Annotated in this window: 15 protein-coding genes, 1 tRNA gene and 1 riboswitch; of the genes, 5 read left to right on the top strand and 11 right to left on the bottom strand. The window is 70.7% G+C overall.

Annotated features, from left to right (window positions below; genetic code table 11):
• Window positions 1–13 precede the first annotated feature (13 nt).
• Entirely contained in the window at window positions 14–1,186 is a 1,173-nt protein-coding gene (locus ACWDX9_RS06985) for a sensor histidine kinase (RefSeq protein ID WP_449949943.1), read from the bottom strand.
• Window positions 1,187–1,362: 176 nt separating this feature from the next.
• On the opposite strand from ACWDX9_RS06985, the gene ACWDX9_RS06980 reads away from it, so the two are divergent.
• On the top strand, window positions 1,363–1,842 hold the full coding sequence (locus ACWDX9_RS06980) for a hypothetical protein (RefSeq protein ID WP_449949940.1): 480 nt from the start codon (window positions 1,363–1,365) through the stop codon (window positions 1,840–1,842).
• Between the two features lie 80 nt (window positions 1,843–1,922).
• On the opposite strand, the gene ACWDX9_RS06975 is transcribed toward ACWDX9_RS06980, so the two are convergent.
• Window positions 1,923–2,005: transfer RNA gene (locus ACWDX9_RS06975), tRNA-Leu, on the bottom strand.
• Between the two features lie 105 nt (window positions 2,006–2,110).
• Window positions 2,111–2,584, bottom strand: a complete 474-nt coding sequence (bcp, locus tag ACWDX9_RS06970) for a thioredoxin-dependent thiol peroxidase (protein ID WP_449949937.1) — start codon at window positions 2,582–2,584, stop codon at window positions 2,111–2,113.
• Window positions 2,585–2,736: 152 nt separating this feature from the next.
• Between bcp and ACWDX9_RS06965 the strand changes: the two genes are divergently transcribed.
• Window positions 2,737–3,066, top strand: a complete 330-nt coding sequence (locus ACWDX9_RS06965; protein WP_449949935.1) for a DUF3618 domain-containing protein — start codon at window positions 2,737–2,739, stop codon at window positions 3,064–3,066.
• 25 nt (window positions 3,067–3,091) lie between these two features.
• On the opposite strand, the gene ACWDX9_RS06960 is transcribed toward ACWDX9_RS06965, so the two are convergent.
• Entirely contained in the window at window positions 3,092–4,285 is a 1,194-nt protein-coding gene (locus tag ACWDX9_RS06960) for an amino acid deaminase/aldolase (protein WP_449949932.1), read from the bottom strand.
• A gap of 136 nt (window positions 4,286–4,421) precedes the next feature.
• On the opposite strand from ACWDX9_RS06960, the gene ACWDX9_RS06955 reads away from it, so the two are divergent.
• Window positions 4,422–5,021 (top strand): DUF6286 domain-containing protein, encoded by a 600-nt coding sequence (locus ACWDX9_RS06955; RefSeq protein WP_449949930.1) that lies wholly within the window; start codon window positions 4,422–4,424, stop codon window positions 5,019–5,021.
• A 46-nt stretch (window positions 5,022–5,067) separates the two neighbouring features.
• Entirely contained in the window at window positions 5,068–5,616 is a 549-nt protein-coding gene (locus ACWDX9_RS06950) for a hypothetical protein (RefSeq protein WP_449949927.1), read from the top strand.
• Window positions 5,617–5,638: 22 nt separating this feature from the next.
• Here ACWDX9_RS06950 and ACWDX9_RS06945 read toward each other — a convergent pair whose 3' ends face one another.
• From ACWDX9_RS06945 to gcvT, 3 genes are read right to left on the bottom strand one after another with little or no spacing between them, the layout of a single operon-like run.
• On the bottom strand, window positions 5,639–7,015 hold the full coding sequence (locus ACWDX9_RS06945) for an L-serine ammonia-lyase (protein WP_449949925.1): 1,377 nt from the start codon (window positions 7,013–7,015) through the stop codon (window positions 5,639–5,641).
• A gap of 55 nt (window positions 7,016–7,070) precedes the next feature.
• The gene (gcvH, locus tag ACWDX9_RS06940; RefSeq protein WP_449949922.1) at window positions 7,071–7,460 is read right to left on the bottom strand and encodes a glycine cleavage system protein GcvH; all 390 of its coding nucleotides are present in this window, start codon (window positions 7,458–7,460) and stop codon (window positions 7,071–7,073) included.
• A complete protein-coding gene (gene gcvT, locus ACWDX9_RS06935; RefSeq protein ID WP_449949920.1) occupies window positions 7,457–8,542 on the bottom strand; it encodes a glycine cleavage system aminomethyltransferase GcvT in 1,086 nt (361 codons plus the stop codon). The genes gcvH and gcvT overlap by 4 nt, the downstream gene beginning before the upstream one ends.
• Window positions 8,543–8,674: 132 nt before the next feature.
• A riboswitch (glycine riboswitch) is annotated at window positions 8,675–8,772 on the bottom strand.
• 94 nt (window positions 8,773–8,866) lie between these two features.
• On the opposite strand from gcvT, the gene ACWDX9_RS06930 reads away from it, so the two are divergent.
• Window positions 8,867–9,697 (top strand): hypothetical protein, encoded by an 831-nt coding sequence (locus tag ACWDX9_RS06930; protein WP_449949918.1) that lies wholly within the window; start codon window positions 8,867–8,869, stop codon window positions 9,695–9,697.
• An 11-nt stretch (window positions 9,698–9,708) separates the two neighbouring features.
• Here ACWDX9_RS06930 and ACWDX9_RS06925 read toward each other — a convergent pair whose 3' ends face one another.
• Genes ACWDX9_RS06925 through ACWDX9_RS06910 form a run of 4 tightly spaced genes read right to left on the bottom strand, consistent with a single transcriptional unit; the run spans window position 9,709 to window position 13,923 of the window.
• Window positions 9,709–10,398: a gamma-glutamyl-gamma-aminobutyrate hydrolase family protein gene (locus ACWDX9_RS06925; RefSeq protein ID WP_449949916.1), complete on the bottom strand. Its 690-nt coding sequence runs from the start codon at window positions 10,396–10,398 to the stop codon at window positions 9,709–9,711.
• Between the two features lie 34 nt (window positions 10,399–10,432).
• Window positions 10,433–11,197: a 3-oxoacyl-ACP reductase gene (locus ACWDX9_RS06920; RefSeq protein WP_449949913.1), complete on the bottom strand. Its 765-nt coding sequence runs from the start codon at window positions 11,195–11,197 to the stop codon at window positions 10,433–10,435.
• Between the two features lie 2 nt (window positions 11,198–11,199).
• Window positions 11,200–12,543 (bottom strand): aldehyde dehydrogenase family protein, encoded by a 1,344-nt coding sequence (locus tag ACWDX9_RS06915; protein ID WP_449949911.1) that lies wholly within the window; start codon window positions 12,541–12,543, stop codon window positions 11,200–11,202.
• 9 nt (window positions 12,544–12,552) lie between these two features.
• Window positions 12,553–13,923 (bottom strand): glutamine synthetase family protein, encoded by a 1,371-nt coding sequence (locus tag ACWDX9_RS06910; protein WP_449949908.1) that lies wholly within the window; start codon window positions 13,921–13,923, stop codon window positions 12,553–12,555.
• Window positions 13,924–14,008: the final 85 nt, after the last annotated feature.

Genomic DNA, 14,008 nt, shown 5'->3' with positions numbered 1-14,008 from the left:
CCGGCCACCTCCTCTATGCCGCCTTGACCATGGGCAACCTGGCCAGCACCTCGAACCCGCCGCCCCGCAGGGGCTCCGCCGACACGGCGCCGCCGTACATCCCGACCCGCTCGCGCATGCCGATCAGGCCGTGACCGTCGGCGCTCCTGGGGGCCGCCGCGCCCCTGCCGTCGTCGGTCACGCGTACGACGAGCTCGGGGCCGCTGTAGTCGATCTCCACGAGCGCCTGGGCGCCCGGGCCGCCGTGCTTGAGCGCGTTCGTGAGGGCCTCCTGGACGATGCGGTAGACCGCGAGCTGCTGGCCCTCGGGCAGCTCGACGGGCGCGCCGCCGACCTGGAGCCGCGCGGGCACGGCCGAGCCGCGTACCAGGTCCTCCAGCTGGCCGAGCCCCGGCTGCGGCGTGTAGTCGGTGCCGTCCTGCTCGCCCTCGCGCAGGACGCCGACCAGCCTGCGCATCTCGGCGAGGGCGGCGCGGCCGGTCTTGGAGATGGCCCGGACGGCCTCGCGGGCCTGCTCGGGATCGCTGTCGAGCGCGTAGCCCGCGCCGTCGGCCTGCACCACCATCACGCTGACGTTGTGGGCCACGACGTCGTGCAGCTCCCTGGCGATCCTGGCGCGCTCGGCCGCGGCTGCCATCCTGGCCTGCTGGTCGCGCTCGCGCTCCGCCCGTTCCGCGCGCTCTTCGAGCCCTTCCAGGTATCGCCGGCGCGTGCTGGCGTACAGGCCGGTCAGCCAGACCGTCACCGTGAAGATCGAGGCGCTGAGGAACATCCCCAAGGTGGGCGTGTCCCACCTGGCCAGGGCCAGGAACACCCCCAGCTCCGTCACCAGGCCCGCGGCCAGGCTCCAGCGGAACGAGCACCGGTACGCCACCGCCCAGAGCGCGACCAGCACGGCGAGGTTGGCGGGCAGCGGATTGACGCCCGCCAGCCACTGCCCGAAGCTGATCAGCGCGATCACGGCGAACGAGGCGACCGGGCGGTCGCGCCAGAGCAGCGGCAGCAGCAGCACCGCCGACAGGGCCAGATATCCGGCCACGCCGAGGTACGGGCCGACGGCCGCGGTCGGGGAGACGGTCGCGTACGGGATCGCCAGGATCGCGCACAGCGTGGCGAGCGGGGCGACCCGGAGGACGCCCGCCAGCTTCTCATGGCGTCTCGACCACGCCCGCACCTTGCCGAACACACCATCACGATATGTACCGCCGTCTGACCGTTGTTCCGCCTGTAGGTGGAAGTGCGTCTACGACCCAGGTCTTACGTGGCGGGGAACAGGCCGGGGTCTTACGCCGGGCTTACGGTGACTTGGGCATTCTTGTCTCTGGGAGCGCCCCTCTAGTGGGCGAGTAAAGGGAGATCGTGATGGCGGATCATGATCGCGACGCCGGGTCGCGCGGTGAAGAGGAAGCACCGCGCGACCCGACCCCTGACGACGATCTTCACGAGTCCGGGGCGCGGAGCCGGCTGAAGTACGGCGAGGCCCCTCCGGGCCCCGGATTCACCACGCCTCTCGAACCGCCTCGGCATCCCGACTCCTACCGGGAGTTCTTCCGCCAGAAGCAGGCCCAGGTCCTCGGCGCCGGACTCATCGGCCTCGTGATCGGCGCCCTGCTGGGCGGCACCGCCGCGGCCATGGTCAGCGGATTCGCGCACCGGGACGAGGTGCACGGGATGTACTGGCAGGAGCCGGACCGGATGCCCAGGCGCTTCCAGATGCCCGAGCGCCTCGACGGCTCCGCCTGCGAGGAGAACGGGAAGGACCGCGTCTTCTGCGGCTGGGTGGTGCCGAAGGCCCCGCAGTCCGTCGCCCCACCGGCGCCGGTCCCGACCAGCAGCGGCTAGCCATTCTTTTCGCCAGGCCCGCAAATCATTCGCATATCGGCCACCGTTTTCGGGGAAATGGCCGGTCCGGTGCACAGGTGTGCGGGCGGGGGGACTCGAACCCCCACGGTGTCACCACCAACAGGACCTAAACCTGCCGCGTATGCCATTTCGCCACGCCCGCGCAGCCCCCGCCAATGCGGGCCTGACACAGTTTAGCGCTCTCAATGAGGAAGAGGAGCGTATGTGAAGGCGGGCGCGGGCCCTGCGGGAGGGCCCGCCGGGGTGGTCAGCTCAGGCCGAGCTTCTTCTTGAGCCCGGCCACGTGGCCCGTGGCCTTCACGTTGTAGAGCGCCTGCTCCACCTTTCCGTCCGCGTCGATGACGAACGTCGAGCGGATGACCCCCACGACCTCCTTGCCGTACAGCTTCTTCGGGCCGTACGCGCCGTAGGCCTGATGCACGGTCAGGTCGGGGTCGGACAACAAGGGGAAGGTCAGGGCGTCACGTTCGGCGAATTTGGCAAGTTTTTCCGGTTTGTCCTTAGACACGCCGAGAACGACGAAACCTTCGGCCGTCAACTGGCCGAGGTTGTCGCGGAAGTCACAGGCCTGCTTGGTGCAGCCGGGCGTCATCGCGGCAGGGTAGAAATAGAGGATCACCCGCTTGCCGCGGTAGGCGTCAAGCGAGACGGCCTCGCCGTCGGCGGTGGGTAGCGTGAACTCGGGCGCGGCGTCGCCGGGCGCGAGCTTGGGTTCGGTCAATGGGCCCTCCTGAGTTCCTTCCCGCCAACCTACCGGCCTGGCCGCCGTGCCGTACGGCGCGCCGACCTGACAGACTGATCAGCACCACGAACGACTGAGCTCGCACGGCACGCGGAGCGGGCGCGGCCACGCATGAGGCCGAGAGGAGAGCCATGGCTGACACCGATCCGGACGAGTTGGAGCGGCGGATCGCGCGGACACGCGCGGAGTTGGCGCAGACGGTCGACGCCATAGCCGACCGGGTGAGCCCCAAGCGGGTCGCCGAGCGCACGGTGTCCGACGTCAAGAGCAGGGCCACGCACTTCGTGGCGTCCGTGGGCGACGCGCTGGGGGTGACGTCACGGCCGGTCGAAGCCGGCGAGCATCCCGATGAGCTGTGGGAGGACGAGCGGCCCGACCTGGCGCCGGTGCTGATCGGGATCGGCGCGGTGCTGGTCGTGGGGGCGGCCGTCATGCTCTGGCGCCGCCGCCGGCGCCGCTGACCCGCAGAGGGCTCGCCGGGGGCCGTCAGAGGAAGGTCCGGCCCTCGCCCCGGTACGTGGGCACCGACTCCACCAGCGTGTCGCCGTCGATGAGGTGGAGCGCGTCGAAGCGCTCGCACATCTCGCCCGCCTTGGCGTGCCTGAACCACACCCGGTCCCCGATCCGCAGGTCCTGGGCCGCCTGGCCGAGCAGCGGGGTCTGCACCTCGCCCGCCCCCTCGTCCCGGGCGTAGCGCAGCCCGGCCGGCAGGTACGGCTGCGGCAGGCGGCTCTGGCCCGGCGTGCCCGAGGCCAGATAACCGCCGCCGAGCACGGTCACGGTGTCCACGCTCGGTCGGCGCACCACCGGCAATGCGAAGAGCGCGGCCGGGTGCCCGGTGAAGCGGCGGTAGAAGTCGAACAGCCTCGGGTGGAAGAAGCCGGATCCGGCCGCCACCTCCGTGATGGCCTTCTCGCGCACGGTGCGCTCGACGGACCCGGTGCCGCCGCCGTTGACGAACTCCAGGTCGGTGATCTGGCGGACGGCGTTCACGATGCGGCCGCGCCGGAGGATGAGGTCCCTGGCCGAGCGGGCCTGCATGATGCGGACGGCGCGGGTGTAGGCGGCGTTCGCGGGCGGGGCGTCGCCGAGCCCGGCGATCTGGGCCTCGTACGCCATCAGCCCGGCCACCCGGAACCCGGGGCGCTTGGCCACGGCGGCGGCCAGGTCGGCGGCCTCGTCGGGCTCGCGGATCGGCGAGCGGAGCACCCCGGCCCGAAATTTCCCGCCAAAGGCGATATATCCGGCGTCGATGTCGATGCAGGTCCGGATCTCGGCCCGGGGGCTCACCCCGGCCACGGCCGCCTCGGTGAAGTCCAGGTGGGCGGTCGAGTCGATGGCCAGGGTGATGTGCCTGGCCGCGTTCTCGTTCCCGGCCAGCTCGGCCAGCGCGTGCCGGTCGGCCGTCGGATAGGCCACCAGGATGTCCGTGAACCCGTGGGAGGCCAGCCACAGCGCCTCGGGGAGCGTGAAGGCCATGATGCCGCGGAAGCCGTCCATGGCCAGGATGCGTTCGAGCACGGGGCGGCTGCGGACCGACTTGCTGGCCACCCGGATCGGTTTGCCCGCCGCCCGCCGTACGAGGTCCGCCGCGTTGGCCCGCATGGCCGCCAGATCGAGGATCGCGAACGGCGGCTCGAGGACCGCTGTGGCGCGGTCATAGCGCTGGCGGTCGTCCATATGGGCAGCGTAACGGCATATCGGGCAAATGAATATGAGTGTTGTTCACCTTGTTGGCCGCCCCGTAATGTTCGGGCAAACGGGCGGCGGGGGCGCGGTTCCGGCCCCGGGGGATCCGTGTACGTGTGTCGTTGTGATGACCACGCTTCAGCAGACAGTCCCCGGCGCCGCCGTCCCCGCGCGGCACACCGGGCTGCGCCGGGCGAGCAGGGCGCTCAGGCCGGCGCGAACCCTCCCTGGAGCCCTCGTCGCGCTCACGCTGGCCGCCGGGCTGGGGGCGACGGCGGCCGAGATCGTGTCAGGGCTGCTCGGCCACCGGCTCGGCTGGGTCCCCGTGAACAGACTGGTCGAGCTCGCAAGCAGGACCACCTGGCCCGAGCTGGCCACCGCCGCCGCGGGCATGGTGGGCGCGGGCACGATGATGCTGCTGCTGGCGATCGTGCCCGGCCAGTCGAGGCTGGTGCCGGTGGAGACGTCCGACCCGCGGACCGTCATCGGCATCACCCGCTCGGGCCTGCGCCGCACGCTCCGCGCGGCCGCCCAGCAGGTGCCGGGGGTGGACCGGGCCCGGGTACGGCTGCGCAGGAGCACCATCGAGGTCACGGTCATGACGGGGACGGAGAGCTCCGGCACGATGCTCAGGCAGGTCGGCACGGCGGTGGGGGACCGGCTGGCGGGCGTGGGCACGCTGGGCACGGGCGAGGTCGTGGTCCGGCTGCGCAGAAAGGGGGCCTGATGCCCGAACACACCGAGAGGCCCCGGCCACGCGGAGAGGCGGCCTGATGCCCGAACGCACGGACGCGCAACGGACACCCCCGCGCGGCAAGGGGGCCGCGATGCGGCAGTACGCGGGCAACCGCGTCGGCCTGGCCATCGTGGGCGGCACCCTGCTGGGCCTGGGCATGTACGCCTGGCTCCGCGGCCACGGCCGCTTCTTCGACCTGCCCGCCACCGCCAAGGTCCTCCCGGCCCAGGCCCGCCGGGTGCTGGCCGACGAGCCCTGGCCCCTGTGGGTCCTGGCCCTGAGCTTCCTGCTCCTGTCGCTGGTCTCGCTCCGCTGGCTCCTGCTCAGCCTCGGCTGGGGCCGCCGCGGCGCCCGCAACGGCACGGGCACCGCGATGCTCTTCGTCGGGCTGAAGGGCGTGGAAGGCCTGGGCCGGTCGGCGGTGCGGGTCACCGAGAACGGCCTGCGCGTCACCCTGACCTGCCCGTCCACCGCGGACGTGGGCGCGGTGGTGAGCAAACTGGACCACGACATCGTCGGCAGGATCCGCCGCGAGGTCCGCGACGACGAGGCGAGCACCGTCGTCCGCCTGCACATCCGCCGCTGACCCGGCGGCCATCAGGGTGAGGTCAGCACTCGATCACGTTGACGGCCAGGCCGCCGCGTGAGGTCTCCTTGTACTTGTCCAGCATGTCCCGCCCGGTGTCCCGCATCGTCTTGATGGCACGATCCAGCGGCACGAAGTGGCGGCCGTCGCCGCGCAGGGCGATCCGGGCGGCCGTGATGGCCTTGTTGGAGGCCACCGCGTTCCGCTCGATGCACGGGATCTGGACCAGGCCGCCGATCGGGTCGCAGGTCAGGCCCAGGTTGTGCTCGATGCCGATCTCGGCCGCGTTCTCGACCTGCTCGGGCGTGCCGCCGAGGGCCTCCGTGAGGCCGGCCGAGGCCATCGAGCAGGCGGAGCCGACCTCGCCCTGGCAGCCCACCTCGGCGCCCGAGATCGAGGCGTTCTCCTTGAACAGCACGCCGATCGCGCCCGCCGTCAGCAGGAAGCGGACCACCCCCTCCTCGTCCGCGTGCGGGACGAAGCGGGTGTAGTACGTCAGGACGGCCGGAATGATGCCGGCGGCGCCGTTGGTGGGGGCGGTGACGATGCGGCCCCCGGCGGCGTTCTCCTCGTTGACCGCCAGCGCGAACAGCGCGACCCAGTCCATGGCCTGCAGCGGGTCCTTCTCCGCCGGCTCCGACTGCAGGCGGCGGTGGAGCTGGTTGGCGCGGCGCTTGACCTTGAGACCGCCGGGCAGGACGCCCTCCTTGGAGATGCCCCGGCGCACGCACTCCGACATGACCGCCCAGAGCCGCAGCAGGCCCGAACGGATCTCCTCCTCGGTGCGGCCGAACGCCTTCTCGTTCTCCAGCATCAGCGCGGAGATCGACAGGCCCATGTTGGAGCAGTGCTTGAGCAGCTCCTCGCCCGTGGTGAACGGGTAGGGCAGGACGGTGTCGTCCGGCTTGATGCGGTCGGCGCCGGTGGCCTTCTCGTCGACGACGAAACCGCCGCCCACCGAGAAGTAGACCTTCTCCTTCAGCTGCTCGCCGTCGGCGTCGTACGCGGTGAAGCGCATGCCGTTCGGGTGCTCGGGCAGCGAGATCTTGCGTTCGAAGACGAGGTGCTCGCCCACGACGAAGCGGATCTCGTGCGTCCCGTACAGCTTGACCGTGCCCGACTCGCGCATCTCGGCCAGGCGGCCGTCAATGGAGTCGACGTCGACGAGCTCGGGCTTCTCGCCGGACAGGCCGAGCAGGACCGCCTTGTCGCTGCCGTGGCCCTTGCCGGTCAGGCCGAGCGAGCCGTACAGGATGGCCTCGACCCGCGCGACCCGGGAGAGCAGCCCGTCGTCGTGCAGCCCGCGGGCGAACTTGTGCGCGGCCGCCATCGGGCCTCCCGTGTGGGAGCTCGACGGGCCGATGCCGATCTTGAAGAGGTCGAAGACGCTGATCGCCATTGATGGCGCCTCTCATGCTGGGGCCGGGGCCCCGCGCAGGGCCCCGGCAAAAAGGTCAGGAATCGCCTGAGGTGAGTGCCTTGTACTCCTCGGCGGAGAGCACGTCCTCGGCGTCGCCCTCGACGCGCACCCGGAACATCCAGCCGTCGCCATACGGGTCACTGTTGACCAGGCTCGGGTCGTCGACCACGGCCTGGTTCACCTCGACGATCTCACCCCCGACGGGGGTGTAGATCTCGTTCACCGACTTGGTCGACTCCACCTCGCCGACGGATTCGCCCGGCTCGACGCTCGAGCCGACGTCGGGGAGCTGCACAAAGACGACGTCACCAAGAGATTCGGCGGCGAAGGCCGTGACGCCGACGGTCACGGTGAGGCCGTCGTCGAGGCCGGCCACCCACTCGTGCTCCTTGGTGTAGCCCAGGTCGTCAGGGATGTTGCTCACTTGTTCCTCCTGTAGAAGGGCAGCTCTACCAGGTCCATAGGTTCATGGCTGCCCCGGATGTCCACGGCCAGGCCTGACTCGGCCTCGGTGTCCACGTAGGCCATCGCGATGGGCCTGCCCACGCTCTGGGAGGGCGCACCGCTGGTGACCTCGCCGACAACGGCGCCGTCTTTGGTGACCGGGTAGCCGTGGCGCGGCACCCGGCGTCCCCGCGCGACCAGGCCGACGAGCCGGCGCCGGGGCGGGTCGTCCTTGACCGCCTCGAGCGCCGACCGGCCGACGAAGTCGCCCGGCTTGTCGAATTTCACCACTCTGCCCAGCCCCGCGTCGAACGGGGTCAGCTCGACGCCCAGTTCGTTGCCGTAGAGCGGCATGCCGGCCTCTAGCCTGAGAGTGTCGCGGCTGGACAGGCCGGCGGGCTTGAGGCCGTGCGGCTCGCCCGCCGCCATGAGCGCGTGCCAGAGCGGCACCGCGTCCTGGTTGGCGACGAACAGCTCGAACCCGTCCTCGCCGGTGTAGCCGGTGCGGGCGATCAGCGCCTGCCGCCCGTCGACCAGGTCGGGCAGGCCCGCGTAGTACTTGAGCCCGTCGAGGTCGGCGTCGGTGAGGGTGGCGAGGATCTCCTGGGACCGGGGTCCCTGTACGGCGATCAGCGCGTACTGGTCCGACCGGTCCTCGACCAGCACGTCGTACGCCTTCGACCGCTCAATCAGCTCTTTTGCCACTTTTTCGTAGTTCGAGGCGTTTGCCACGACCATGAACTCGTCGTCTTCAAGCCGGTAGACGATGAGGTCGTCGAGCACCCCGCCGCGCTCGTTGACGATCATCGTGTATCTGGCCCGCCCGGTCGCCAGCGCCGACAGGTGGCCGACCAGCGCGTAGTCGAGCGCCTGCCCGGCCTGTGGCCCGGTCAGGAAGATTTCGCCCATGTGGGAGAGGTCGAACAGCCCGGCCGCCTGGCGAACGGCGTTGTGCTCCGCGGACTCGCTCCCGTACCGGAGCGGCATGAGCCACCCGGCGAAGTCGGTGAGCGTGGCGCCGAGGCTCTCGTGAACGTCTCGTAGCGGTGTTGGTCGGGACATTTGTCGCACCTCTGGACAGGATTGGATGCCAGCATCCTCCCCCTCTGTCATCGATGCCTGAGAGCTTCGCCCGAGTTTTGCCGGACTTTCACCTTCGGCGAGACCCCGCGGGCCTGCTTTCCAGAGGTCACCAAAGGCCGTGCGGTCCTTTGCCTTGAGAGGTTTGCGGGGAGGGCTTGCTCCTTCAGGGACCCTGACCGGCTGTCAGGGCGCTCTCCCGCACGGTTTCGCCGGTGATGCTCGTCAGCCTAGTGCCGCGATGGGGTTGTTGTCGCGTTCTGATTGCTCATGAACCACTCCGGGGGGTGGTGACGTCGAAAGGATATGAATCGGCGAACGGCGGCTGTCGGCCTGCTGACCACCCTGACCCTCGCGGGCTGTGGCGCATCGGAGGCCGGATCCCCTCCCCGTTACGAGGCGAACCTGACGGTGCTCGAAGGCGGCGGGCACGGACCGCAGCTGTGCATGATGGTCATGCAGTCGGCCCCACCGCAGTGCGGCGGCCCGGATGTCGTCGGCTGGGACTGGAACAAGGTGGATCACGAGTCGCAGGGCGGCGTGAAGTGGGGCGAGTACCGCGTCGTGGGCACCTGGGACGGCACCAGGCTGACGCTCACCGAGCCGCCGGGCGCCCCCAGGAAGGCGGCCTCCGCTCACGCGGAGGACTTCACCAGCCCGTGCCCGGCACCGGAGGGCGGCTGGCGGCCGGTCGATCCCGCCAGGGCCACGCAGCAGGCGCTGGACCAGGCGATGGCGCGGGCCGGCACGGCCGAGGAGTTCGCGGGCGCCTGGCTCGACCAGAGCTACATGAAGGGGCTCCCCGCGGAGTCACCGGAGTCGAACGACCCGCGGCGGCTGGTGCTCAACCTGAAGTTCACCGGCGACCTGTCCGGCCGCGAGGCGTGGATCCGTGAGGTGTGGGGCGGCGCGCTGTGCCTCAGCGGCGCGGCGCGCAGCCAGAGCGAGCTGGAGGCGATCCAGCGGGAGGTCCAGTCCGAACTGGGGGACGGTCTCGTCTCGGTGTCGTCCAGCGTGCGGAGCAACCAGGTGAACGCGCAGGTCTGGGTGGCCTCCGACGAGCGGCGCCGCGACCTGGAGGCCAAGCACGGCGCCGGGGCCGTGGCCCTGAACGGCGTGCTCAGCCCGGTCGGATGAGCCCGGGAGGCTCAGCAGGCTGACACGAGCGCCTCGAAGAGGGCGCCGTCCTCGGCCGCCTCGGGGTGCCACTGCACGGCCACGGCGAAGGGGGCCGAGTCCAGCTCGACCGCCTCGATCGTGCCGTCGCCGGCGGTGGCGGTGACCGTGAGGCCGGGCGGGAGCCGGTCGATGGCCTGGTGGTGGTAGTGGGGGACGGTCACGGGCTCCGTGCCCAGCGCCTTGGCCAGGCGGCTGCCGGGGACGGGCGTGACGGGCAGCGGGCCGAACCGGCCGGGGGCGGGGGAGTGGCCGGTGTGCCCCACGACGTCGGGGAGGTGCTGGTGGAGGCTGCCGCCGAGGGCGACGTTGAGCACCTGGAGGCCGCGGCAGATGCCGAGGTACGGCAGGCCGGCGTCGAGGGCCGCCGCGATCAGCCCAAACTCCGCCTCATCACGAAATTTGCGGATATAGCCGGTTTGATCCACAGGCTCCTGCCCGTACCGGGCCGGATCGACGTCCCCGCCACCGGCCAGGATCAGGCCGTCCAGGCGGCCGACGACCTGCCCGGGCTCGCCGGCCGGCGGCAGCACGATCGGCTGCCCGCCGGCGCGTACGACCTGCTCCACGTACATGTACGGCAGGAGCGCCACGGTCATGTCCCAGACCGTGAACTTCGCCGGCTCCACGTACGACGTGATGCCGATGACGGGATGCTGCACGATATGACCCCCGAGAAACCAGACCGAACCAGAGCTACAGCGGCGTGACGTAGGCGCCGGAGATGCCCCCGTCCACCAGGAACTCACTACCCGTGATGAACGACGCGTCGTCGCTGGCCAGGAACGCCACCGCCGCCGCGATCTCCGAGGCCTCGGCGAAGCGCCCGACGGGGATGTGCACCAGCCGCCGCTGCGCCCGCTCCGGGTCCTTGGCGAACAGCTCCTGCAGCAGCGGCGTGTTCACCGGCCCGGGGCACAGCGCGTTCACCCTGATGCCCTCCCGGGCGAACTGCACGCCCAGCTCGCGTGACATCGCCAGCACGCCGCCCTTGGACGCCGTGTACGAGATCTGCGAGGTCGCCGACCCCATGACGGCCACGAACGACGCGGTGTTGATGATCGAGCCCTTGCCCTGCCGCCGCATGTACGGGATGGCGTGCTTGCAGCAGAGGTAGACGCTGGTCAGGTTCACCTCCTGGACCCGGCGCCAGGCGTCGATGCCGGTCTCCAGGATCGAGTCGTCGTCGGGCGGCGAGATGCCGGCGTTGTTGAAGGCGATGTCCACGCTGCCGTAGGTGTCGAAGGCGGTCCGGAACATCCTGACGACGTCGTCCTCGTCGGTGACGTCGGCCTTGACGAAGAGGCCGCCGACCTCGTTCGCGGCCTTGACGCCGGCCTCCTCGTCGATGTCCACGCAGACGACCTTGGCGCCCTCCTCGGCGAACCTGCGTGCCGTGGCCAGCCCGATGCCGCTGCCCGCGCCGGTGATGACGGCCACCCGATCCTGCAAACGCTGCACTTTCACTCCCAGGAGATGAAGACGTTCTTGGTCTCGGTGAACGCCGCCAGGGCGTCAGGGCCGAGCTCCCTGCCGAGACCGGACTGCTTGAAGCCGCCGAAGGGGGTCCAGTAGCGGACCGACGAGTGCGAGTTGACCGAGAGCGCGCCCGACTCGACGGCCCTGGCCACGCGTAGCGCCCGCCCGACGTCGCGGGTCCAGATGGAGCCGCTCAGTCCGTACGGGGTGTCGTTCGCGATGCGTACGGCCTCCGCCTCGTCCTCGAAGCGCACCACGGACATGACAGGACCGAAGATCTCCTCGGTGAAGGCCGGGTCGGTGAGCTCCGGCGTCAGCACGGTCGGCGGGAACCAGAAGCCCTTGCCCTCGGGGCAGGATCCCTGCAGGTAGGGGGTGCCCTGGACGAAGCCGCGGACCCGGTCGAGGTGTTCGGCGCTGATCAGCGGGCCCATCTCGGTGCCCTCGTCGAGCGGGTCGCCGACCGTGACGCCCCGCACGGCCGCCGTCAGGCGCTCCATGAACTCGTCGTACACCTCGGCCTGGACGAGGAGGCGGGAGCGGGCGCAGCAGTCCTGGCCCGAGTTGTCGAAGACCGCGTACGGCGCCGTCCTCGCGGCCCTGTCGAGGTCCGCGTCGGCGAAGACGATGTTGGCGGACTTGCCGCCCAGCTCCAGCGTGACGCGCTTGACCTGCCGGGCCGCCTTGGCGGCGATCTCCTTGCCCACCTCGGTCGAGCCGGTGAACACGATCTTCGCCACGCCGGGATGCTCGACGAGCCGGGCCCCCGCGACCTCCCCTGCCCCAGGCAGCACCTGGAGCACCCCCTCGGGGAGGCCCGCGGCGAGGGCCAGCTCCGCCAGCCTCAGCGCGGTCAGCGGGGTCCATTCGGCCGGCTTGACGATCACCGTGTTGCCGGCCGCGAGCGCCGGGGCCACACCCCAGGTCATGATCACCATGGGGAAGTTCCACGGCACGATGACGCCGACGACGCCCAGCGGCTCCTGGAACGTGATGTCCACGCCGCCCGGCACCGGGATCTGCTTGCCGTGGTCGCGCTCGGGGGCGCCGGCGTAGAAGTGCAGCACGTCGCGGACGTTGCCGGCCTCCCACCGGGCGTTCCCGATCGGGTGCCCGGAGTTGGCCAGCTCCAGCCGCGCCAGCTCCTCGCCGTGCTCGTCCACCAGATCGGCGAACCTGCGCAGCAGCCGCGCCCGGTCCCCGGGCGACACCTCGCGCCAGGTCGCGTACGCGGCCCTGGCACGCTCCACCGCCCGGTCCACCTCGGCGGCGTCGGCCAGTTCGACGTCGGCCAGGATGTCTTCCGTCGCCGGATTAACGATCTTCATGTGCTTCTTTCACATCCGCTCGAAACCACGGAACAGCTCCCAATCCGTCACCGCCGCGTCGAACGCGGCCAGCTCCACGCGCGCGTTGTTCGCGTAGTGCTCGACCACGTCCTCGCCGAACGTCTCGCGGGCCAGTTTCGACCCCTCGAACAGCGCCAGCGCGTCCCGCAGCGTGTGGGGCACGCTCTCGGCGCCGGAGTCGTAGGCGTTGCCCTCGAACGCGCTCTCCAGCGGCAGCTCGTTGTCGATGCCGTGCAGCCCGGCCGCGATCAGCGCGGCCACCGCGAGGTACGGGTTGACGTCGCCGCCCGGCACCCGGTTCTCCACGCGCAGCGACGGGCCGTGGCCGACGAGCCGGAGCGAGCAGGTGCGGTTGTCCACGCCCCACTTGACGGCCGTGGGCGCGAAGCTGCCGGGGACGTAGCGCTTGTAGGAGTTGATGTTGGGGGCGTACAGGAGGGTGAGCTCGCGCAGGCAGGCGAGCTGCCCGGCGATGAAGCGGGCGCCGAGCGGGGAGAGCCCGTACGGCCCGTCGCCCGCCATCACCGGATCCCCGTCGCCGCCGCGCAGCGAGATGTGGATGTGGCAGGAGTTGCCCTCGCGCTGGTTGGGCTTGGCCATGAAGGTGATCGACTTGCCCTCCTGGGCGGCGATCTCCTTCGCGCCGTTCTTGTAGATGACGTGGTGGTCGCAGGTCCTGAGCGCCTCGTCGTAGCGGAAGGCGATCTCGTGCTGGCCCAGGTTGCACTCGCCCTTGGCGGACTCGACGTACAGGCCGGCGCCTTCCATGTTCTGGCGGATCCGCCGCAGCAGCGGCTCGATGCGGGCGGTGCCGAGCAGCGAATAGTCCACGTTGTAGAGGTTGGACGGTGACATGTCCCGGTAGCCGCGCTTCCAGGCGTCCTCGTAGCTGTCCTCGTAGACGATGAACTCCAGCTCGGTGCCCACGTACGCGGCCAGCCCCCGCTCGGCGAGGCGGGCGAGCTGCCTGCGCAGGATCTGCCGGGGCGAGGCGGTCACGTCGCCACCGCCCTCCCAGGCGAGGTCGGCCATGAGCATGGCGGTCCCCTCGTGCCAGGGCACCCTGCGCAGCGTCGCGAGGTCCGGCTTCATCACGAAGTCGCCGTAGCCCCGCTCCCAGGACGACATCGCGTAGCCGCCGACGGTGTTCATGTCCACGTCGACGGCGAGCAGGTAGTTGCACCCCTCGGAGCCGTGGTGCAGCACCTCTTCGAGGAAATAGCGGGCGGACAGCCTCTTGCCCTGCAGCCTGCCCTGCATGTCGGCGATCGCGAGGAGCACGGTGTCGATGCGCCCGAGCGCCACCTCGTCGCGCAGCTCGCTGACGGAAAGGAACCCGGTGCTCGATCGCTCGCTCACGCTATCCCCGCTCCGATCTGGTCAGAGGCGCTTTCCCGTTGATTGGGCTAGTCTTAGACCATTGATGTGTACGCGGGATCCGTTG

The sequence above is a fragment of the Nonomuraea sp. NPDC003201 genome, from assembly GCF_053590415.1.
Note: the sequence above shows the minus strand (reverse complement) of the source record. Positions and strands in the feature narration are given on the sequence as shown.